The following is a 21045-nucleotide window of genomic DNA, read 5'->3' as shown; positions in this document are numbered from 1 at the left end:
TTTCGTTTGCGGCCTGATCAGGCCTGCGCTGGCCGCATGGCGCGTATACCGGGCATTAACCTTGCTGGAGGCTTAACTCGATCCCGAGCATGCGTTTCGCAGGAAACCCCGTTTCGGCCCATCTTTCGCCGGATTTTCAAGCGATTGACGGCACCGGCAGTTCCCCGGATCGCGGATCGGGCGGCGGCGTGGGGTCTCTCGCGACGCGTGCGGCGGGGTTGCGTCGGGAAATCCGGCGCACTCGCTAATGCAGAAGGATGACAGGATGAACCCCGCCGATGTCGCGCAGGCCGCGCCGCAGATCGACATGTCGTTCTGGACGCTGTTCTGGCACGCTCATATCGTCGTCAAGCTGGTGATGTCCGGATTGATCGGCGCCTCGATCTGGTGCTGGTCGATCATTATCGACAAATCGCTGCTCTATCGCCGCACGCGCAAGGACATGGACGCCTTCGAGGAGGGGTTCTGGTCAGGCCGTTCGCTCGAGGAGCTCTACCGCGACCTCTCCAGCAAGCCGGCCAACGACATGGCCGCCGTCTTCGTCGCGGCGATGCGGGAGTGGAAGCGCTCCTTCGAGAATGGCGGGCGCTCGGTCGCCAGCCTGTCGCAGCGCATCGACAAGGTGCTCGACGTCACCATCCAGCGCGAGACCGAGCGGCTCGAATCGAAGCTGCTCGTGCTCTCGACCATCGCCTCCTCGGCGCCCTTCATCGGCCTGTTTGGTACGGTCTGGGGCATCATGCATTCCTTCACCGCCATCGCCGTTTCGAAGAATTCGTCGCTTGCCGTGGTGGCGCCCGGCATCGCCGAGGCGCTGTTTGCCACCGCGATCGGCCTGTTCGCCGCGATTCCGGCACTGATGGCCTATAACAAGCTCCAGGCCGAGGTCGCCAAGGCGCAGAATCGGCTGGAGGCCTTCGCCGATGAGTTCTCCGCGATCCTGTCGCGGCAGATCGACGAGCGGCTGGCGGCGTAGGGGCAAGCAAAATGGGCATGTCAGCAGCATCCGGCGCCAAGGCCGGGGGGCGACGCGGCCGGCGAGGCCGGCGCCATGGCGCCATCGCCGAGATCAATATGACGCCGTTCATCGACGTCATGCTGGTGTTGCTGATCATCTTCATGGTCGCGGCGCCCCTGATCGCGACCGGCGTGCCGCTCGATCTGCCGCAGACCGGCGCCAAGCCGATCAATGTCGACCAGAAGCCGGTCACCATCGCTATCGACAGCAAGGGCCAGATCTTTCTGCAGGACCAGCCGACGCTGGAGCCCGATCTGGTGATGAAGCTGCAGGGCCTCGCCAAGCAGGGCTTCGACGAACGCATCTATGTCCGCGGCGATCGCATGGTCGATTACGGCCGTGTCGCCTCGGTGATGTCGACCATCACATCGGCGGGTTTCAAGCGGGTCGCGCTGGTCACCGAACCGGCGCGGTGAAGACGAGTGCAGTGAGGGTGTTCCAGGCGTGAAGCTTACGACCTCCGAACCGGGCATGTTGGTGTCGGCGCTGGGCCACGCGACGTTTCTCGTCGTGGGGCTGCTGGCGTTCGCCTCGCCGGTGCCTCTGCCGGAGAACGAGGAGGCGATCGCTGTCGAGGTGGTCGATCCCAGCGCGCTGAATCAGGTCACACGCGGCGAACGCAAGGCCGAGAAGGTCCAGGAGCAGCCGATCCAGCGCGCCGAGCGCCAATCCGAGATCGTCGAGCGCAAGGAGGCGGGCGAGGCCAAGCTGGACACGCCCGCGCCGCCGAGCCGGCCGGTGGAACTCAAGACCGCCGACGACAACGCGGCTGCCCCACTGCCGCCCTCGCGCGCCGCGCTGCTGCCGAAGGCCGAGCCGAAGGTCACGCCGCCGGAGCCGGTGAAGCAGCCGCCGCAGAAGGCCGAGCCCAAGGCGGAGCCGAAGCCCGACCTCAAGCGCGAGGAGCTGGCGAAGCTCGCCGAGGACGCCGAACTCCAATCCAAGGCAAAGCAGGCCGAGGAAGAGGCCAAGGCCGCCGCCAAGGCGAAATCCGAAGCCGAGGCTCAGGCCAGGCAAGAGGCGGCCGCCAAGGCCAAGGCCGAGGCGCAGGCCAAGGCGGAAGCCGCCGAGGCGGCCAAGCAGAAGGCCGAAGCCATCGCCAAGGCAAAGGCTGAAGCCGAGGCCAAGGCGAAGATCGTCGCGGCCGCCAAGGCGAAGCAGGAGGCCGAGGCCAAGGCCAAGCGCGAGGCCGAGATCGCCAAGAACTTCAACCCAACCGATATCGCCAAGCTGCTGCAATCGAAGGAGCAGGCGCAATCCTCGGGATCGGCTGCGCCGCAGGTGAACCGCACGGCTTCGCTGGGCACAGAACGCGGCGCGTCGCAGAAGCTCAGCCCCTCGCTCAAGGCTCAGCTCATCGGCATCATCCAGGACCAGTTGCTGAAGTGCTGGAACGTGCCGATCGCGCTCGCCAACGCCAAGGGCTCGGTGGTGCCCTCGGTGCGGATGAAGCTGAACACGGACGGCTCGCTCGTCGGCCAACCCGGCGTCGTCAATTCTTCGTCAGATCCGCTGTTCAGGGTGGCGGCCGATTCAGCTCTCACTGCAACCCGCCGCTGCGCGCCTTTGCGCATTCCGGCTCAATTCGCTTCCTATTATGACGACTGGCGCGACGTCGTCGTCAATTTCGACGCAAGGGACGTACTGTGACCCTCATCGACCGCAAAATCCTTTCGCCGGTTGCCAACGGACTGACGCGTCGCGGCGCGCTTGCCCTGGGCGGCGCGGCGTTGCTCGCCCCAGTCGTGGCGAAGGCCGAACTCGTCATCGATCTGCGCGGCGGCTCGTTCCAGCCGCTGCCGATCGCCATTGCCGATTTTGCCGGCGACGGCGGCGTGCTGGTCTCGGGCGTGATCACCAACAACCTCAAGCGCTCCGGCTATTTCACGCCGATCGACAAGAGCCGCCATCCTGACAGGAATCCGCCCTTCGATTCCGTTCCGCAATTCGAGGCCTGGAAGGCGGCGGGCGTCCAGGCGCTGGTGACGGGCCGTGTCTCGCGCGACGGCTCGGGCCGCATCAAGGCCGAATTCCGGCTCTGGGACGTGACCACCGGCACGCAGACCGACGGCCAGCAGTACTTCACCGACCCGAGCAATAACCGCCGTGTCGGCCACATCATTTCCGATGCGATCTTCACCAAGGTCACCGGCGTCGGCGGCTTCTTCGACACACGCGTCGTCTTCGTCGACGAATCCGGGCCGAAGGAGAACCGGCGCAAGCGCCTTGCCATCATGGACCAGGACGGCGCCAATGTGCGCTATCTCACCAATGGCGACGTCTCCGTGGTGACGCCGCGCTACTCGCCGGTGGCCCAGGAGGTCACCTATATGTCGCAGCGCATGGGCGAGCAGCCGCGCGTGCATGTGCTCAACATCGAGACCGGCCAGCGCCAGATCGTCGGCAATTTCCCCGACATGACCTCGAGCCCGCGCTTTTCGCCCAATGGCGCGCGCATCGCGCTCTCCCTCCAGCAGGGCGGCAACGCCAATCTCTACGCCATGGATATCGGCTCGCGCACCACGACGCGGCTGACCTCGACGGGCGCGATCGACACCTCGCCGTCCTATTCGCCTGATGGCACGCAGATCGTCTTCGAGAGCGACCGCGGCGGCTCGCAACAGCTCTATCTGATGCCTTCGGGAGGCGGGGAGGGCAAGCGCCTCTCCTTCGGCGCGGGCTCCTATTCGCAACCCTCATGGTCGCCGCGCGGCGATCTGATCGCCTTCACCCGGCGCGGCGCGGGCGGTTTCGCCATCGGCGTGATGCGTGCGGACGGTTCGGGCGAGCGGGTCTTGACCGAGGGCTTCCACAATGAAGCGCCGAACTGGGCACCCAATGGCCAGTACATCATGTTCTTCCGGGATCCTGGCGGGCAGTCGGGCGGAAAACTCTATATGGTCGATATCACCGGGCGCGTTGAAGTGCCGGTGCCGACACCGGCCTTCGCTTCGGACCCGACCTGGTCGCCGCTGCTGACGGCAGGGAGGTGACGCGCCTCCTGTCCTGAGCCCTGATCCTGAGGGGCGGGCGCTAGCCCGCGTCTCGAAGGGATGTTTCGGCTGTTTCGGGAGCCGCCCGAAGCATGCTTCGCGGCTCCCCAGGATGAGGGCTGTGCAGGATCGAGGGACAGGAAGCGATGTATTCGCGCCACACAGCCTGGAAAGCGGCATTTCTCAGGGTTTGGTTAACCATATGCCGCAATGCCGCCACTTCGCCTTGTTTTGGCAAGGTCTCGTTTAGGTTGACGCTTCATTGATGGGCTCCTGTGCAACGCCGTCCGTGAGCCGCGCCCCGCAGATTCGATTGCCCCGGAGTCAAACCATGCTTGCCACTCTTCTTGCCGGCGGCCGCGCCGTCCGCTTCGCCGCCGCGATCGCGGCCTCGCTTGCGCTAGGCGCCTGCGCCAACAACAACCAGAACGCCGACGGTGGTTTCGGTGCCGGCGGCGCAGCCACGCCCGGCAGCGCCCAGGATTTCGTCGTCAATGTCGGTGACCGCGTCTTCTTCGAGACCGACTCGACCGATCTGACGTCGACCGCGACCGCCACGCTCGACAAGCAGTCGGCCTGGCTGCAGCGCTACCCGCGTTACACCTTCGTGGTCGAAGGCCATGCCGACGAGCGCGGCACGCGCGAATACAACTTCTCGCTCTCGGCCCGCCGGGCCCAGACCGTGCGCGACTATCTCGCCTCGCGCGGCATCCAGGGCAACCGCATGCGCATCGTCTCCTACGGCAAGGAGCGCCCGGTCGCTGTTTGCAACGACATCTCGTGCTGGTCGCAGAACCGCCGCTCGGTGACGGTGCTCGACGGGGCCGGCGGCGTCTGAGCGCCACTAGAGCCGGATGATTTCGGCTGGAATCACAGAGTGATACCAGCTGAAATCTGAATCCGTCTCTCATCTAAAAGTGAGAGCAGGATCGATTGCGGAAAACCGGTTCCCACTTTTTCGCATCCTGCTCTGGCCTCCCGATCAAGCTCGGGCCGGCGCCTTCCGAAGAGGAAGCCGCCGGTCCTTTCATATTTTGGCCGTGGTGAGGGCGTGTTATAGCGCCCAAACCAAGCGCAACCGGTTGTCGACAATGCTCAAAGACGTCGCTCTTCACCGCAAGGCCCACTCCCTGCTGGTCGTTCTGGCCGCAGGCTGGATGGCATTCGCCATGGCGGCTCCCGCGCGAGCCCAGGACGCGGCCGAACTCACCGTGCGCACCGCGCGGCTGGAGAACCAGTTGCGTCAGCTCTCGGGGCAGATCGAGCAGCTCCAGTTCGAGAACAAGCGTCTCACCGAGCAATTGCGCAAGTTTCAGGAAGATGTCGATTTCCGCCTGAACGAACGTGGCGGCGGCCGCGCCGGCGGGGCTGCGCCTGCAACGGCACCGAGCACCGCACCTGCTGGTGGCCAACGCCAGCGGCGCGGTGACGCTTTCGATCCCACGACGCAGCAAGGGGCGGCGGGCGCGCCGCGCTCGCTCGGCGGCGGTGTGGAAGGCATCATCGAAGAGGATTTCGCAGGCACGCCCGGTCAGGGACCGCTCGACATCCAGGGCGTCGGCCGCCCGGTGCCGCAAGGCGCCTTGCCTCCGGCGGTCCCGCGTGGGCCGAGCGTGGCCGCGACCGGCGGAGTGACCTCGGCCAAGGAAGCCTATGACATCGCCTACGCCTCGGTGCTGCGCAAGGAATACGAGCAGGCCGAGATGGGCTTCCGCCAGTTCCTGCAGAGCTATCCGCGCGACCGGCTTGCCGCCGATGCAACCTATTGGCTGGGCGAGAGCTATTTCCAGCGCCAGCGCTATCGCGAGGCGGCCGAGCAGTTCCTGAAGATCTCGCGCGAGAACCCGCGTTCCAACAAGGCGCCTGACAGCCTGCTCAGGCTCGGCATGGCTCTGAACGGGCTGGGCGCGCGCGATCAGGCCTGCGCCACCTACGCCAAGGTGGGCGTTGACTATCCCGCCGCCTCCAGCGCCGTGCGTCAGGGCGTCGAGCGCGAGCGCCGCCGCTCCGGTTGCGCTTGAGCGCGCTGCCGGCCCCGGTCACGGAGCACGGGCCGGTCCTTGCCGGCGAGGCGGAGGTGCTTTTCGCCGATCTCGCCAATGAACCCAGATTGCTCGCCGCGGTCTCGGGCGGCCCGGATTCGGTCGCACTGCTGGCTTTGCTTGCTGAATGGGCGGGCCGCACCGGACGGCCCGAGATCGTCGCCGCGACCATCGATCATGGTCTGCGCGAAGGTTCCGCCGCCGAGGCGCTAGCCGTGGCCCGGCTTTGCGATGGGCTCGGCGTTCCCCACGCACTCCTGCCCTGGCTTGGTCCAAAGCCCGCAACCGGCTTGCAAAACCGGGCGCGAGCAGCCCGCTATCATCTGCTTGCCCGCGAGGCCGAGCGGCGCGGCGGCGCGGTGGTCGTCACCGCCCATACGCTGGACGATCAGGCCGAGACCCTGCTGATGCGCATGGCGCACGGCTCTGGACCCGCCGGGCTTGTCGGCATGCGGGCGCGCAGCCGCCGGGACGGCATCGCGCTGGCGCGGCCGCTGCTGAGCGTCTCCAAGGCGCGGCTCGTTGCGACGGCCCGGGCACACGGCCTGTGGTTCGCGGCCGATCCGAGCAACCTCGACCCGCGTTTCGAGCGCGTGCGTTGGCGCATGCTGATGCCGGTGTTGTCGGAGGCAGGCCTCGACGCCGATCGCCTGGGGACGCTGGCGACGCGGCTGGCGCGCATGGAGAGGGCTCTGGTGAGCCAGGCCGAGGCGCTCTGGCCGGTGATCGTCATGCCGTGCGACGAGGCCGGCGCGGTGAAGCTCGGCTTTGCCGCCCTGCTCGCGCATCCCGAGGAGATGGTGTTGCGCCTGCTGGCGCGGGCCGTCGATAGCGTCGCGGCCGATGGCGACACGGTGGCGCGGCTGGAGAGGCTCGAAAGTTGCTCTTTTGCGTTGATCGAGGCGGCGCGGGCGCGGTTTGCCTTGACACGGACATTGTCGGGGTGCGTGCTGACGCTTGGTCGTGATGGCGTCCTTTGCGTGCGGCGCGAGCCTGTCCGCAAGCGGGGCGTTCACCCTGCGGCGTCATAAGGTCTGGTCGATCGGCCCGTTTCTCTTGGCAAGGGCGTGTGCCGCACCTAGATTAGCCTAGCAAACCCTTGGCCTCCTCCGGCATTCCGGCAGGCCCGATCGGACTGGTGATGAATCCGAACTTCCGTAATTTCGCCCTTTGGGTGGTGATCTTCCTGCTGGTTCTGGCGCTCGTCACGCTCTTCCAGAGCCCAAGCCAGCGCGCCAGCACCAATGAAATTCCCTATAGCCAGCTGATCAACGAGTCGGAGGCCGGGCGCATCGCCAATGTCGTGGTCGCCGGCCAGGAGATTTCCGGCACCTTCTCGGATGGCCGCAGCTTCGTGACCTATGCGCCTTATGGCGACCCGGCACTGCTCAAGACCTTGGCCCAGAAGGGGGTTCAGGTCTCGGCGCGGGCGCCGTCCGAGGGCACGCCCTGGTTCATGGCGCTGCTTGTGAACTCGCTGCCCTTCGTCATCTTCATCGGCCTGTGGATCTTCATGTCCCGCCAGATGCAGAACGGAGCCGGCAGAGCCATGGGCTTCGGCAAATCCAAGGCGAAGCTCCTGACCGAGGCGCATGGCCGCGTCACTTTCGAGGACGTTGCCGGCATCGACGAGGCCAAGGAAGACCTTCAGGAGATCGTCGAATTCCTGCGTGATCCGCAGAAGTTCCAGCGGCTGGGCGGGCGCATCCCGCGCGGCGTGCTCTTGGTCGGCCCCCCCGGTACCGGCAAGACCTTGACCGCGCGCGCCGTCGCCGGCGAGGCGAATGTGCCGTTCTTCACCATTTCGGGTTCCGACTTCGTCGAGATGTTCGTCGGCGTCGGCGCGAGCCGTGTGCGCGACATGTTCGAGCAGGCCAAGAAGAACTCGCCCTGCATCATCTTCATCGACGAGATCGACGCGGTCGGCCGCCATCGCGGCGCTGGCCTCGGCGGCGGCAATGACGAGCGCGAGCAGACGCTGAATCAGCTCCTCGTCGAGATGGACGGCTTCGAGGCGAATGAGGGCGTGATCATCATCGCCGCCACCAACCGTCCCGACGTGCTCGACCCCGCGCTGCTGCGTCCGGGCCGTTTCGACCGCCAGATCGTCGTGCCGAACCCCGATGTCGCCGGTCGCGAGAAGATCCTGCGCGTCCATGTCCGCAAGGTGCCGATGGCGCCGGATGTCGACCTCAGGATTCTGGCCCGCGGCACGCCCGGCTTCTCGGGCGCCGACCTGATGAACCTCGTCAACGAGGCGGCGCTGCTCGCGGCCCGTCGCGGCAAGCGCATGGTCACGCACGGCGAATTCGAGGACGCCAAGGACAAGGTCATGATGGGCGCCGAGCGCAAATCCATGGCGATGTCCGAGGAAGAGAAGAAGCTCACCGCTTATCACGAGGCGGGCCACGCCATCGTCGGCCTTTATGTTCCCGCCGGCATCCCGGTCCATAAGGCGACAATCATCCCGCGCGGTCGCGCGCTCGGCATGGTCAAGTTCCTGCCGGAGGGCGACCGCTACTCGATGAAGTTCAAGGAGTTCACCTCGCAGCTTGCGGTCGCCATGGGCGGGCGCGTGGCGGAAGAGATGACCTTCGGCATGGAGAACGTGACCTCGGGCGCGACCGGCGACATCCAGCAGGCGACCAAGATGGCCAAGGCCATGGTTACCCAGATGGGCTATTCCGAAGAGCTCGGCCTGGTCGCTTATGGCGACAATCAGGAGGAGGTTTTCCTCGGCATGTCGATGGGCCGGACCCAGAACTTGTCGGAGGCGACCGCGCAGAAGATCGATAGCGAGGTCCGTAAGCTCGTCCATCAGGGCTATCTCGACGCCAAGGCGATCCTGACCGAGCATCATGAACAGTTCGTCGAGGTGGCCGAAGCGCTGCTCGAATTCGAGACGCTGACCGGCGACGAGATCCGCGACCTGATCGCCGGCAAGCGCCCGGTGCGTGAGACCGACGACACCCCGCATGCGCCGCGCGGTTCGGCGGTTCCCAGTGCCGGCCGCGGCCGCAAGCGCGGCGAACCCGACGCCGGGCTGGAGCCGCAGCCGCAGCTCTGAGGCCAAGTTCTCTTGCGATTGGAAAAGGCGGCCGCATCGGCCGCCTTTTTCTTGTGAGCCGCAGTTTTCTCTTCTGGAAATGATGCAGTGGTTTCGAGTGTAGCGGCCCGATCGCAGTCAATGGCAGCGTCTTGCGCCCGCTCCGCTTGGCGGTCGGATAGGATTCGTCACAAATCGTGAGAAGGCGGAAACCAATTCCGGCTATAGAAGGAAGCCGGATCGAGCCTGCGGGCTCGTGTGGACAGAGCAAACATGACACGCAAATATTTCGGAACCGACGGCATTCGCGGGCGCGCCAACGGCGTCATCACGCCCGACCTCGCCTTGAAGGTCGGCCAGGCGACCGGCATTGCCTTTCATCGCGGTGAACATCGCCACCGCGTCGTCATCGGCAAGGATACGCGGCTCTCGGGCTATATGATCGAATACGCCATGGTTGCAGGCTTCACCTCTGTGGGCATGGACGTGATGCTGCTCGGCCCGATGCCGACGCCGGCTGTGGCGATGCTGACGCGCTCGATGCGTGCCGATCTCGGCGTCATGATCTCGGCTTCGCACAACCCCTATGAGGATAACGGCATCAAGCTGTTCGGCCCCGACGGCCACAAGCTTAATGACGAGGTCGAGGCCGAGATCTCGGCCCTGCTCGATTCCGATCTGTCGCCGCGGCTCTCGACCTCGCCGATGCTCGGCCGGGCCAAGCGCATCGAGAGCGCCCATGCCCGCTATATCGAGTTCGCCAAGCGCACGCTGCCGCGCAATATGAGCCTGGAAGGCCTGCGAATCGTGGTCGATTGCGCCAATGGCGCCGCCTACAAGGTCGCCCCCGAAGCGCTCTGGGAGCTTGGGGCGGAGGTCATCGCGATCGGTGTCGAACCGGACGGGCTGAACATCAACAAGGATGTCGGTTCGACCCATCCCGCCGCCTTGATCCAGAAGGTGCGGGAATTGCGCGCCGACGTCGGGATTGCGCTCGACGGTGACGCCGACCGCGTGCTGATCGTCGATGAGCAGGGGCAGGTCGTCGATGGCGACCAGCTCATGGCGGTGATCGCGCGCAGCTGGCAAGAGGATGGGCGGCTGTCGCAGCCTGGCATCGTCGCAACGGTGATGTCCAATCTCGGCCTGGAGCGCTATCTCGGCGGCCTCGGCCTGTCGTTGGCGCGGACCTCGGTTGGTGACCGCTATGTGCTCGAGCACATGCGCGCTCATGGCTTCAATGTCGGCGGCGAGCAGTCCGGCCACATCATCCTCTCCGATCACGGGACGACGGGCGATGGGCTGGTCGCTGCGCTGCAGCTTCTTGCTGTGGTGAAGCGCCAGGACAAGCCGGTCTCGGAGGTCTGCCACTGCTTCGAGCCGCTGCCGCAGATCCTCAAGAATGTCCGCTACAAGCAGGGCCAGCCGCTCAAGGAGAAGCCCGTCGTCAACGCCATCGAGGCGGCGACGCAATTGCTCGGTGCGGGCGGCCGGCTCGTCATCCGCCCGTCGGGCACCGAACCGGTGATCCGGGTGATGGCGGAGGGCGATGACGCCGACCTCGTCATGCGCGCGGTCGACGATGTCGTCGAGGCCGTAACGAAGGCGGCTGCCTAGCGGTAGCAGGTCGGCCCGGGCTGGACCTCGCCGTCATTCCGGACAAGCCGCATCAGCGGCGCTGATCCGGAATCCATCGACGGGCGCTTGAGCTCTAGGATGGATTCCGGATCTCCGCGGAGTTTATCCTTGGGCCGATCGAAGATCGGACCCGGGGGCTGCGCCCGGAATGACGGCATCGTTCCGATTATCTAATTCCGCCGCGTCATGTTGGCGGATTGGCTGGCTGTTAACCCGAAACCCGTCACAGTTAGGAATTCGGTAAGTATTGAGGCGTCCTTCATTCTTTTTTCAGGTTAAGCGTTAGGGTTAAGTCTCATTTAAGAAATCCCTGTCAATGTCCTTCCCATCGGTAACTCGCGCGGGCTGCGTTCTTGGCGTCGCGCAAACTCGAAGGACACTGCCATGGGCAGCCTGAAAATCCTTGCGCTGGCAGGCGTCATGGCTGTCAGCGCCTCCGCGCTCGCAACCGCCGCCGATTACATGCCGGCTCCGCCGCCGCCGCCCGAGCCGCTCGGCCTCAAGGGCTCGATCTCGAGCGGGGTCTATCTGCGCGGCGATATCGGTGTCGGCTATCAGTCGGTCAGCAAGTATCATCAGGACGATACCGCAGCTTTCGGCGGCAGCTTCTTCGGAGCGGCCGAGGGCAACCACGCGGTCTTCGGCGGGCTCGGTATCGGTTACCGCTTCAACAACTGGTTCCGGGTCGATGCGACCGGTGAATATCGCGGCGGCTCGACGATCGGCACCAACGACATCATCTACAACCCCTTCGCGGGGGTGAACCAGACGAACACCTACAAGGGCAACCTGTCCTCGATGGTGGCCCTGTTCAACGGCTATGTCGATCTGGGCACCTGGAACTGCCTGACGCCTTATATCGGTGCCGGTATCGGCTATGCCTCGAACAGGATCACGGGCCTGACCGATCAGGGCATCGTCGGCATTTCGCCGACGCTCGGCACGGCGGCCAGCGGCACCAAATCGGGCCTTGCCTGGGCGCTGATGGCCGGCGTCGGCTACGAGGTGAACAAGAACCTCACGCTCGAACTCGGCTATCGCTACCTCAATCTCGGCGATGCCCGCTCCGGCTCCATCAACAACGCCTTCCTGGCCGAGAGCTATGCGCCGCTCAAGGCCAAGGACATCGACAGCCACGATTTCCGGATCGGCATGCGCTGGAATTTCGGCGAATCGGATTGCTGCGGCCCGGTCGAGCGCCCGGTGGCTTATGCGCAGCCGACCGTGCGCAAATACTGAGAGCGGGCAAAATCCCACATTCTGGCGGCGCGGACCTCGGGGTCCGCGCCGTTTTCGTTTTGGGCTCTTGCGATCAGAGCATTGCGCGAAAAAGTGGGTACCGGTTTTTCGTCGGGAGCAATGCCCTCAGCTTTTAGAATCGATCACGTTTTTCGCATTCGGACGAATTCGTCCGAATGCGACGTGATCTACCGCAGCAGCGAGCGGCCGGTCATCTCGGCCGGCTGCGGCAGGCCGATCAGGGCAAGCAGCGTCGGGGCGATATCGGCGAGGCGGCCTTCGGCCAGGGCCATCGCGCCGCTGCCGACCAGCATGATCGGCACGGGATTGGTGGTGTGGGCGGTATGCGGCTCTCCGGTCACCGGATCGACCATCAATTCGCAATTGCCATGGTCGGCGGTGACGATGAGCGAGCCGCCGGCTGCCGTGATCGCGTCGGCGATGCGCCCGAGGCCGGCATCGACCGTCTCGACGGCCTTGATCGCGGCTGAGAGCACGCCGGTATGGCCGACCATGTCGGGGTTGGCGAAGTTCAGTACGACAAGATCATAAGCGCCGGACTGGATCGCCTCGACCGCCCGCTGAGTCAGTTCGGGCGCCGACATCTCGGGCTGCAAATCATAGGTCGCGACCTTGGGGGAGGGCACCATGACGCGGTCCTCGCCCGGGTAGGGCGTCTCCTCGCCGCCATTGAAGAAATAGGTGACATGCGGGTATTTCTCGGTCTCGGCCATGCGGATTTGTGTCATCCCGGCCTTGGCGATCGTCTCGCCGAGGCCGTTGGCGAGCGTCTGCGGGGCAAATAGCGCCGGCATCAGCGGGTCGAGCTCCGAGCTGTAGGAGGTCATGCTGACAGCCTTGGCGAGCACGGGGCGGCGCGGACGCGCGAAGCCGGTGAACTCAGGCTGCAGCACCGCACCGAGAATCTCGCGAATGCGGTCCGAGCGGAAATTGAAGCTGAGCAGCCCGTCGCCGTCCTGCATGCCGCCGAAACCTGCGATCACGGCAGGCTTGATGAACTCGTCGGTCGCGCCCTGCGCATAGGCGCTGGCGATCGCGGCCTGCGTATCCGCGAAAGCCTGACCCTCACCCAGCACCATGGCGCGCCAGGCCTGTTCGACCCGTTCCCAGCGGTTGTCGCGGTCCATTGCGAAATAGCGGCCCGACAGCGTCGCGATCACAGCCTGCGGCGGCAGCGCGGCGCTGAAGGCCGCGACATATCCGGCAGCCGATTGCGGGGGGGTGTCGCGGCCGTCCGTGAAGATATGGACGCGGACCGGGATACCATGCCCGACCAGGATTTGCGCCAGCGCGACGGCGTGGTCCTGATGGGCGTGGACGCCGCCGGGCGAGACCAGCCCGAGCAGATGGCAGGCGCCGCCGCTGGCCTTCAGCGCCGCGATCAGGCCTGTGCCCTCCAGTGCGCGTGCGATCGAGCCGTCCGTGATCGCCTGGTTGATGCGCGGCAGATCCTGCATCACCACGCGGCCAGCGCCGAGATTGAGGTGGCCCACCTCCGAATTGCCCATCTGGCCGCCGGGCAGGCCGACATCGAGGCCCGAGGTCTTGAGGTTGGCGTGCGGGGAGGCGGCCCAGAGCCTGTCGAAATTCGGCGTGTTGGCGAGGCGGACGGCGTTGTTCTCGCTCTCCCCACGGCAGCCCCAGCCATCGAGGATCATCAGCATCACGGGGCGTTTGGGCATGGGCTGTCCTTCAGGCGCGGTTTCGGAGCAGGGGAGGCCGATAGCACGGCCTGGTGTCACGAGCGAGGCGGTGCGCCTGTGCTTGACGCTCAAGCGGGTCCACGCATTTTTGATGGGCGAAGGACGGCCGGCCGCTTACGCTGTGCGCCATCCTCGGCTCTCGTTCAAGAACGGGTGCAATCCGTCTCCAGGAGATGACGCGTGATCAAGTTCTATTATCATCCCTCGCCGAACCCCGCGAAGATTGCCCTGTTCCTGGAAGAGGCCGGCCTGCCCTATGAGGTCGTGCCGGTCGACACCCGCAAGGGCGAGCAGTTCAAGCCGGAATTCCTGGCGATCAACCCCAACGCCAAGACGCCGGCATTGACCGATGGCGATGTCACTATTTTCGACAGCAATGCGATCCTGCTCTACCTCGCCGAGAAGACCGGCCAGTTCCTGCCGGAGAATACGCCGAAGGCGCGCGGCGAGATGCTGTCCTGGCTGATGTTCGTGGCGACCGGCATCGGCCCCTATTGCGGCCAAGCGGTGCATTTCAGCCGCTTCGCGCCGGATAAAATTCCCTATGCGATCAACCGCTATGCCCGCGAGGCCGAGCGGCTCTGGGGCATCATCGACGCGCAGCTCGGCAAGCATCGCTACATGCTGGGCGACGCCTATACGTTGATCGACATGTCGGTCTGGGGCTGGTCGACCCTGGCGCAGTTCGCGCTCGGCGATGAGGCTTTCGGCAAGCTGCCAAACGTCAAGCGCCATCGCGACGAGGTCTCGGCGCGTCCGGCGGCGCAGCGCGCCGTGGCGCTGAAGGACAAGTTCGCCTTCAAGACCGAGTTCGACGACGAGGCGCGCAAATTCCTGTTCCCGCAGAATGCGCATCTGGTGGCGTGAGCCAGCTCGCTTTCTGAGCCAGGTCGTTTTCTGAGAAAAGTCGCCTTCTGAGCCAAGCCGCGGCCCGGCGGATCTTCCGCCTCAGGCCGCGATCACGAAATCGAAGCGGCCGAGCTTTCCGCCCTCGGCCGCACGGATCTGCATCAGAAGCGACTTGTCGTAGATGCCGTCCCTGGCATTGCCCGGTTCGTCGGGGAAATAGAGCTGCGTCGTCAGCACGGGGCCGGTGCCGGTCCGCAACTTGACGTGAAAATGCCGTGTCCGGCCCGGATAGAGTCCGGGGATGCGGGTGATGAACTGGTAGCGGCCCTGTTCGTCGGTGAACTGGTGACCGCGAAAGCGGAAGCCGGAATTGTCGTAGTCGCCACTGCCATTGGCGTGCCAGAGATCGACCAGCGCCCCGCCGATGGGGCGGCATTGCCGGGTCAGGACGAAGCCGGACAAGGCCAGGATGTCGCCGGGGCCGTCCCCGCGCAAATCGCGCTTCAAGGGTGATGACGGGACGAAATAGGGGCCCTCCGTCTGCCGCTTCGTCACCGCGGCTGGAGCGCCGCAGGCGGGCGTCAGCGGCAATTCAGCCTCCTGCGCCACCGCCAGGCGCGGCAAGGCCAAAGCGGCGAACCCGGCTGCGGAGAGGCTGGCTGCAACGAGGTCGCGTCTGCTGATCATGATGTCGGCTCCGGTTGCGGTTCGCCGTCTAGCCCATCAAGAGGGCAGAAAGCCGGCCTGTGCTTGTCTGCGTTTTTCTCAACTCCGCTCCGCTCGACGGCGCCCCTGATTTGTAGGAAAGCAGTGGCAGCGGGGCTGGTTTCGCGGCAGTGTCGCAGCGACGATTCCGCGCCCGCCGCTTCAGGCTCCGGCGCGCTCCCATGAGGATGGAATGCCGACCGATATCGAAATTGCGCGCGCGGCGACGCTGAAGCCGATCGCAACTATCGCCGACAGAGCCGGCATTCCCCAGGACGCCCTCAACCCCTACGGCAAGTTCATCGCCAAGGTCGATACGTCAGCCATTCCCGATTTCGCGAGCAAGCCCGATGGCAAGCTGATCCTGGTCACGGCGATCAGCCCGACACCGGCAGGCGAGGGCAAGACGACGACGACGGTGGGGCTCGGCGACGGGCTTTCGCGCATCGGCCGGAACACCATGATCGCGCTGCGTGAACCTTCGCTGGGCCCCTGCTTCGGCGTGAAGGGCGGCGCGGCTGGCGGCGGCTATGCCCAGGTCGTGCCGATGGAGCAGATCAACCTGCACTTCACCGGCGATTTCCACGCCATCACCAGCGCGCACAATCTGCTCGCGGCGATGATCGACAACCATGTCTATTGGGGCAATGCGCTCGGGCTCGACACCCGCTACATCGCCTGGCGGCGGGTGATGGATATGAACGACCGGGCCTTGCGCTCGACAGTCTCCTCGCTCGGCGGGGCCAGCAACGGCTTTCCACGCGAAGATGGTTTCGACATCACCGTCGCCTCCGAGGTGATGGCGATCTTCTGCCTGGCGAAGGATCTGCCTGATCTGGAGGAACGGCTTGGCCGGATCGTCATTGGCCGCACGCGCGACAAGCGCCCGGTCACGGCGGCCGAGCTCAAGGCGACAGGCGCGATGAGCGTGCTGCTCAAGGACGCTGTGATGCCCAATCTCGTGCAGACGCTGGAGGGCACGCCGGCCTTCGTCCATGGCGGCCCCTTTGCCAATATCGCCCATGGTTGCAATTCGGTGATCGCAACACGGGCCGCCCTCAAGCTCGCCGATTATGTCGTGACGGAAGCTGGCTTCGGTGCCGATCTCGGGGCCGAGAAGTTCTTCGACATCAAATGCCGCAAGGCCGGCCTCAAGCCTGCCGCTGCCGTCGTGGTGGCGACCGTGCGCGCCTTGAAGATGCATGGCGGCCTGGCCAAGGACAGCCTGGCCAAGGAGGATCTCGCGGCGCTGGAGGCGGGGCTCGCCAATCTGGCGCGGCATGTTGAGAACATCCGCAAATTCGGCGTGCCGCCGATCGTGGCGATCAATAACTTTACCAGCGACGCGGCGGCCGAGCATGATCTGATCCGCAGCTTCTGCCGCAACCATCTCGGCGTCGAGGCGGTGATCTGCCGCCACTGGGCGGAAGGCGGAGCCGGCACCGAGGAGCTGGCGAACAAGGTCGTGGCGCTGGCGGAAGGCGGAGAGGCCGATTTCGCGCCGCTCTATCCCGATGTCATGCCGCTCTGGGACAAGCTCGAGACGATCGCGCGCGAGATCTATGGCGCCGCCGGGCTTGTCGCCGACGCCAAGGTGCGCGCGCGCTTTGCCGAGCTGGAGGGCGCCGGGCACGGGGCGTTGCCCGTCTGCGTGGCGAAGACGCAGTATTCCTTCTCGGCCGACCCGGCGCTGCGCGGCGCGCCCTCCGGCCATATGGTACCGGTGCGCGAGCTCAGGCTCTCGGCCGGTGCAGGCTTCGTCGTCGCGATCTGCGGAGACATCATGACCATGCCCGGCCTGCCGCGTGAGCCTGCGGCCGAGCGCATCCATATCGACGCGAACGGACAGATCGAGGGGCTATTCTAGAGCAGGACGCGAGATGGGATCACCCCGCGATCCATCTCAAATCATCCGGCTCTGACGGATACCGGTCGCGCCTTTACGTCATGCCGGTATGACGGGCGGAATTATTGCCGAATCAGCTTGGTCTGTTGTCTTGCTTCTCCGGCAGGGAGCAAGCCGGAGACCATGCTCACGATGCACGCCAATCGTGTCCGCCTCTTCTTCCTGTCGAGCTTGAAGGGCCGGGTCCTGGTCCTGACCTTGGTGGCGCTGCTGGCCGTCGCCGTTCCCTCTGCGATCGCCCTTTCCTGGATCGTCAACCTCACCGTGGTGAAGCTCGGCACGCTTTTCGCCGAGAAGCAGATCCTGTTCGATCGCTATCGCGGGCTGGAATCGCTGATGCGGGAGGTCTCGCTGGCGGAAACCGTCGCGCGTTCACCAGCAATTCTTGAATGGGCGCAGGACGAGGACGATCCGGCCAAGGCGCAGCGCGGCCTTGCCGAGCTCGAGCATTACAGGCTGTCCTTCAAGGACAAGAGCTATTTCATGGTGATCGGCAGGTCGGGGAATTATTACTTCAACGACAAGGACAACGCCTATCAGAACGACCGCAAGCGCTACACGCTCTCGCGCGAGAACCCGCGTGACGGCTGGTACTACAAGACGGCAGCGCTTGGCTCGGGCTGTCATCTCAATGTCGACCATGACGACAATCTGCAAGTCACCAAGGTCTGGATAAACTGCGTCATCCGTCAGGGTGAGCATGTGCTCGGCATCATCGGGACCGGCGTGGACCTGAGTCAGTTCATCCGCGAGGTCGTCGATATCCCGCAGACCGGCGTGCAGAGCATGTTCGTCGACCGCAACGGCGCGGTGCAGGCGCATCGCGACCCGCGCCTTGTCGACTTCCACAGCCTGACCAAGGACCTCAAGGCCAAGAAGACGGTGTTCCTGCTGCTGGATGACGAGGAGGACCGCGCCGCGCTGTCGCTGATGATGGCGCAGGTTTCACACGGGGACGCGCTGGTACAGTCGCGTTTCATGCGTGTGGGCGGGCACAAGACGCTGGTTGGCGTTGGCTATCTCGATCGTCTCGGCTGGTTCAACATCACGCTGATGGATGTCGATGCGATCATCGACCGACGCCTCTTCGCGCCGATCGCGGTGTTGCTGGCCGTGATCCTGCTCGCGGCGGCGGCGTTGATGACCTATCTGTTCAAGCGCAGCGTGCTCGACCGGCTGGCCCGGGTCGAGACCTCGGTCAACAACGTCAGGGGCGGGGCTTTCAAGGCGCTGGCGGCCGACACTGCGCAAGACGAGATCGGGCGCCTGTCGCGCGCGCTCGACGAGATGGCGCGGGCCGTGGCTGATAATACCGACCGCCTCGAGGCGACGGTGCGTGAGCGCACCGAGACATTGGAGCGGCTGGCCCATGCCGACCCCCTGACGGGCGTGCTCAACCGACGTGGCTTCGAGGATGCGTTCGCACGCGAACAGAATCGAGCAGGCCGGGCCGGGCGGCAATCGGGTCTCGCGCTGGTCGATCTGGATCTGTTCAAGTCGATCAACGACGAGCACGGACATCAGGCAGGCGACAAGGCGATCCTCGAGATCGTCGGGAGGCTATCGGCTGTGCTGCGCAGTTACGACATCTGCGCGCGCTGGGGCGGGGACGAGTTCTTCCTGCTCATCGCGGAATGCGATCTCGGCTCATTGTCGAGCGTCGCGTCGAAGCTGGTGAGCGTCGTTGCACGGGAGCCGGTGCGCTTGGCTGACGGGACCGAGATCGCGATGACCGTCAGCGTCGGAGCCTGCCTCGTCCCTTCCGGCCAGAGTTTCCAGGCGGCGGCCGCGCAGGCCGATGCCGCCCTCTACGCGGCAAAACATAACGGGCGTGGCACCTTCGCCATTTACGATGCGACCCGCCATGGGTGGCCCGGAAAACCCACGCTGCGGCTTGGCTGATCAGCCGAAGGCGAGCTGCACCTTCATCGCCTTCGACTTGTCGGCGGCGAGATCGAAAGCCTCGATCGCGCGCTCGACCGGGATCGAGGCCGTCAGCAGCGGCGAAAGGTCGATGCTGCCTGAGCCAATCATCGCCACCGCCCAGTCGAACTCCTCATGGAAGCGGAAGGAGCCGCGCAGGTCGAACTCCTTGGCGACGAGCACGTTCATCGGCAGGGTGAAATTGCCACCGACGCCGATCTGCACGATGGTGCCGCCCGAGCGCACCACGTCGAAGGCTCCCGTCAGCGCGTGCTGATTGCCGGAGGCCTCGAACATCACGTCGAAGGCGCCCTTCTGCGCACCGTATTCCGCCTTCAGCCGCTCCGGCTCGGCCATGACGTTGATCGCTGCGGTCGCGCCCATCTTCAGCGCCGTCGGCAAGGGCCCCTCGACCACATCGGTTGCGACGATCTCGGAGGCTCCCGCCGCCTTGGCTGCGACCATGGCAAGCACGCCAATCGGACCCGAACCCGTCACCAGCACGCGCTTGCCGAGCAGCGGGCCGGCGCGCTTGGCGGCATGCAGGCAGACCGAGAGCGGCTCGGCGAAGGCGGCCATGGCCGCGCTGACGCCGGCCGCCACCTTCACGGCCTGGCGCTCCTCGACGACGAGGATGTCGCGGAAACCGCCCTGGACATGGGGAAAGCGCATCGCCGAGCCGTAGAACAGCATGTCGGTGCAGTGCTGCTGCTGGCCCATCTGGCAATAACGGCAGCGTCCGCAGGCCCGGCTGGGATTGACCGCGACGCGGTCGCCGGGCTTGACTCGCGAAACCTCGCCGCCGATGGCCTCGACCGTGCCGGCGATCTCATGGCCCAGGATCATCGGCTCCTTGACGCGGATCGTGCCGAAGCCGCCATGCAGGTAATAATGCAGGTCAGAGCCGCAGATGCCGCCGGCCTCGATGCGGACGCGGACATCGAGCGGCCCGAGCTCCGGCGCGGTCGTCTCCTCGACGCGCAAATCCTTCTCGGCATGGATGACGACGGCGCGCATGGCGTTCTCCCGGTACAAGGCTTGGGGATGTGCGAGACTTGGCGATGAGTAAGACTTGGCGATCTCGGCCCAGCTTGCGATTGTCTAATCGATTGAAAGATGCTTACCGAAATCGGGCCCGCGCAGGCAAACGCAAACTGCGCAGGTCAGACGCGCCGTAACCGGAGATCCACCGATGTCGCTTTCGCTGTTCAGCCTCGCGGGCAAGATCGCCCTGATCACCGGCTCCGGCCAGGGTATCGGACTGGCGCTTGCCGAAGGTTTGTCGGAAGCCGGCGCACATGTCGTGCTCAATGGCCGCGACAAGGCCAAGCTGGAAGCGGCGGCGAAGACGATCTCGGCGGCCGGTCGCAAGGCCTCGGTCGCCCCCTTCGACGTCACGGATCAGGTGGCTGTCGAGGCCGGCGTGGCAATGATCGAGGCCGAGATCGGGCCGATCGACATCCTGATCAACAATGCCGGCATGCAGAAGCGCGCGCCCTTCACCGAGTTCCCGGTCGAGGGCTGGCACGAGGTCATGGCGACGAACCTGCATTCGGTGTTTTACGTTACGCAAGCCGTGACCAAGCGCATGGTGCCGCGCAAGCGCGGCAAGGTCATCAGCATCGGCTCGGTGATGAGCGAGCTCGGCCGCGCCACGATCATTCCCTACACCGCCTCCAAGGGCGCGGTGAAGATGATGACGCGGGGTCTGGCCGCCGAGCTCGGCAAGCACAACATTCAGGCCAATGCGATCGGACCGGGCTATTTCACCACTGAGATCAACAAGGCGCTGATCGCCGACGAGGCGTTCTCGGCCTGGGTCAGCAGCCGCACGCCGGCTGGCCGCTGGGGCGAGACGAAGGAGCTGGTCGGCGCCGCGATCTTCCTGTCCTCGGCGGCGTCGGACTATGTCAACGGCCATCTCTTGATGGTCGATGGCGGGCTGACGGCGGTGGTGTGAAA

Annotated in this window: 17 protein-coding genes; 14 read left to right on the top strand and 3 right to left on the bottom strand. The window is 65.4% G+C overall.

The window, feature by feature from the left end; all coding sequences use genetic code 11:
* The first annotated feature begins 265 nt into the window (after positions 1–265).
* The 10 genes from tolQ (at position 266) to BMZ97_RS08820 (ending at position 11976) form a co-directional block, all read left to right on the top strand.
* Entirely contained in the window at positions 266–976 is a 711-nt protein-coding gene (gene tolQ / locus BMZ97_RS08865; RefSeq protein ID WP_092168855.1) for a protein TolQ, read from the top strand.
* Between the two features lie 11 nt (positions 977–987).
* The gene (locus BMZ97_RS08860) at positions 988–1434 is read left to right on the top strand and encodes an ExbD/TolR family protein (RefSeq protein ID WP_069692955.1); all 447 of its coding nucleotides are present in this window, start codon (positions 988–990) and stop codon (positions 1432–1434) included.
* A gap of 28 nt (positions 1435–1462) precedes the next feature.
* On the top strand, positions 1463–2668 hold the full coding sequence (tolA, locus tag BMZ97_RS08855) for a cell envelope integrity protein TolA (RefSeq protein WP_139221179.1): 1206 nt from the start codon (positions 1463–1465) through the stop codon (positions 2666–2668).
* A gap of 80 nt (positions 2669–2748) precedes the next feature.
* Complete coding sequence (gene tolB, locus BMZ97_RS08850; protein WP_244546356.1) at positions 2749–4011, top strand: Tol-Pal system beta propeller repeat protein TolB; 1263 nt, start codon at positions 2749–2751, stop codon at positions 4009–4011.
* A 331-nt stretch (positions 4012–4342) separates the two neighbouring features.
* A complete protein-coding gene (gene pal / locus BMZ97_RS08845) occupies positions 4343–4849 on the top strand; it encodes a peptidoglycan-associated lipoprotein Pal (protein ID WP_092167562.1) in 507 nt (168 codons plus the stop codon).
* Positions 4850–5102: 253 nt separating this feature from the next.
* On the top strand, positions 5103–6032 hold the full coding sequence (ybgF, locus tag BMZ97_RS08840; protein WP_175525485.1) for a tol-pal system protein YbgF: 930 nt from the start codon (positions 5103–5105) through the stop codon (positions 6030–6032).
* Positions 6029–7084, top strand: a complete 1056-nt coding sequence (gene tilS, locus BMZ97_RS08835; protein ID WP_092168846.1) for a tRNA lysidine(34) synthetase TilS — start codon at positions 6029–6031, stop codon at positions 7082–7084. Before ybgF ends, tilS begins: the two co-directional genes overlap by 4 nt.
* A 110-nt stretch (positions 7085–7194) precedes the next feature.
* Complete coding sequence (ftsH, locus tag BMZ97_RS08830) at positions 7195–9120, top strand: ATP-dependent zinc metalloprotease FtsH (RefSeq protein WP_092168843.1); 1926 nt, start codon at positions 7195–7197, stop codon at positions 9118–9120.
* A 252-nt stretch (positions 9121–9372) separates the two neighbouring features.
* On the top strand, positions 9373–10716 hold the full coding sequence (glmM, locus tag BMZ97_RS08825; protein WP_092167560.1) for a phosphoglucosamine mutase: 1344 nt from the start codon (positions 9373–9375) through the stop codon (positions 10714–10716).
* 405 nt (positions 10717–11121) lie between these two features.
* Positions 11122–11976: an outer membrane protein gene (locus tag BMZ97_RS08820; RefSeq protein WP_092167559.1), complete on the top strand. Its 855-nt coding sequence runs from the start codon at positions 11122–11124 to the stop codon at positions 11974–11976.
* Positions 11977–12164: 188 nt separating this feature from the next.
* Here the strand turns inward: BMZ97_RS08820 and gpmI are convergent, their stop codons facing one another.
* Positions 12165–13679: a 2,3-bisphosphoglycerate-independent phosphoglycerate mutase gene (gene gpmI / locus BMZ97_RS08815; RefSeq protein WP_092167557.1), complete on the bottom strand. Its 1515-nt coding sequence runs from the start codon at positions 13677–13679 to the stop codon at positions 12165–12167.
* Between the two features lie 201 nt (positions 13680–13880).
* Between gpmI and BMZ97_RS08810 the strand changes: the two genes are divergently transcribed.
* On the top strand, positions 13881–14567 hold the full coding sequence (locus BMZ97_RS08810; protein WP_092167555.1) for a glutathione S-transferase family protein: 687 nt from the start codon (positions 13881–13883) through the stop codon (positions 14565–14567).
* Positions 14568–14648: 81 nt separating this feature from the next.
* On the opposite strand, the gene BMZ97_RS08805 is transcribed toward BMZ97_RS08810, so the two are convergent.
* Positions 14649–15236 (bottom strand): dioxygenase family protein, encoded by a 588-nt coding sequence (locus tag BMZ97_RS08805; RefSeq protein WP_244546311.1) that lies wholly within the window; start codon positions 15234–15236, stop codon positions 14649–14651.
* Between the two features lie 211 nt (positions 15237–15447).
* On the opposite strand from BMZ97_RS08805, the gene BMZ97_RS08800 reads away from it, so the two are divergent.
* Together BMZ97_RS08800 and BMZ97_RS08795 are read left to right on the top strand one after the other, a co-directional pair.
* Positions 15448–17121 (top strand): formate--tetrahydrofolate ligase, encoded by a 1674-nt coding sequence (locus BMZ97_RS08800; RefSeq protein WP_092167552.1) that lies wholly within the window; start codon positions 15448–15450, stop codon positions 17119–17121.
* A 162-nt stretch (positions 17122–17283) separates the two neighbouring features.
* Positions 17284–19062, top strand: a complete 1779-nt coding sequence (locus tag BMZ97_RS08795) for a sensor domain-containing diguanylate cyclase (protein ID WP_244546310.1) — start codon at positions 17284–17286, stop codon at positions 19060–19062.
* Here the strand turns inward: BMZ97_RS08795 and BMZ97_RS08790 are convergent, their stop codons facing one another.
* Complete coding sequence (locus BMZ97_RS08790) at positions 19063–20100, bottom strand: L-idonate 5-dehydrogenase (protein WP_092167551.1); 1038 nt, start codon at positions 20098–20100, stop codon at positions 19063–19065.
* Positions 20101–20275: 175 nt separating this feature from the next.
* On the opposite strand from BMZ97_RS08790, the gene BMZ97_RS08785 reads away from it, so the two are divergent.
* Positions 20276–21043 (top strand): SDR family NAD(P)-dependent oxidoreductase, encoded by a 768-nt coding sequence (locus BMZ97_RS08785; protein ID WP_092167549.1) that lies wholly within the window; start codon positions 20276–20278, stop codon positions 21041–21043.
* The last annotated feature ends 2 nt before the right edge of the window (positions 21044–21045 follow it).

The sequence above is a fragment of the Allobosea sp. OK403 genome, from assembly GCF_900113835.1.
Taxonomy (GTDB): Bacteria; Pseudomonadota; Alphaproteobacteria; order Rhizobiales; family Beijerinckiaceae; genus Allobosea.
This window is presented reverse-complemented; position numbering and strand designations above follow the sequence as displayed.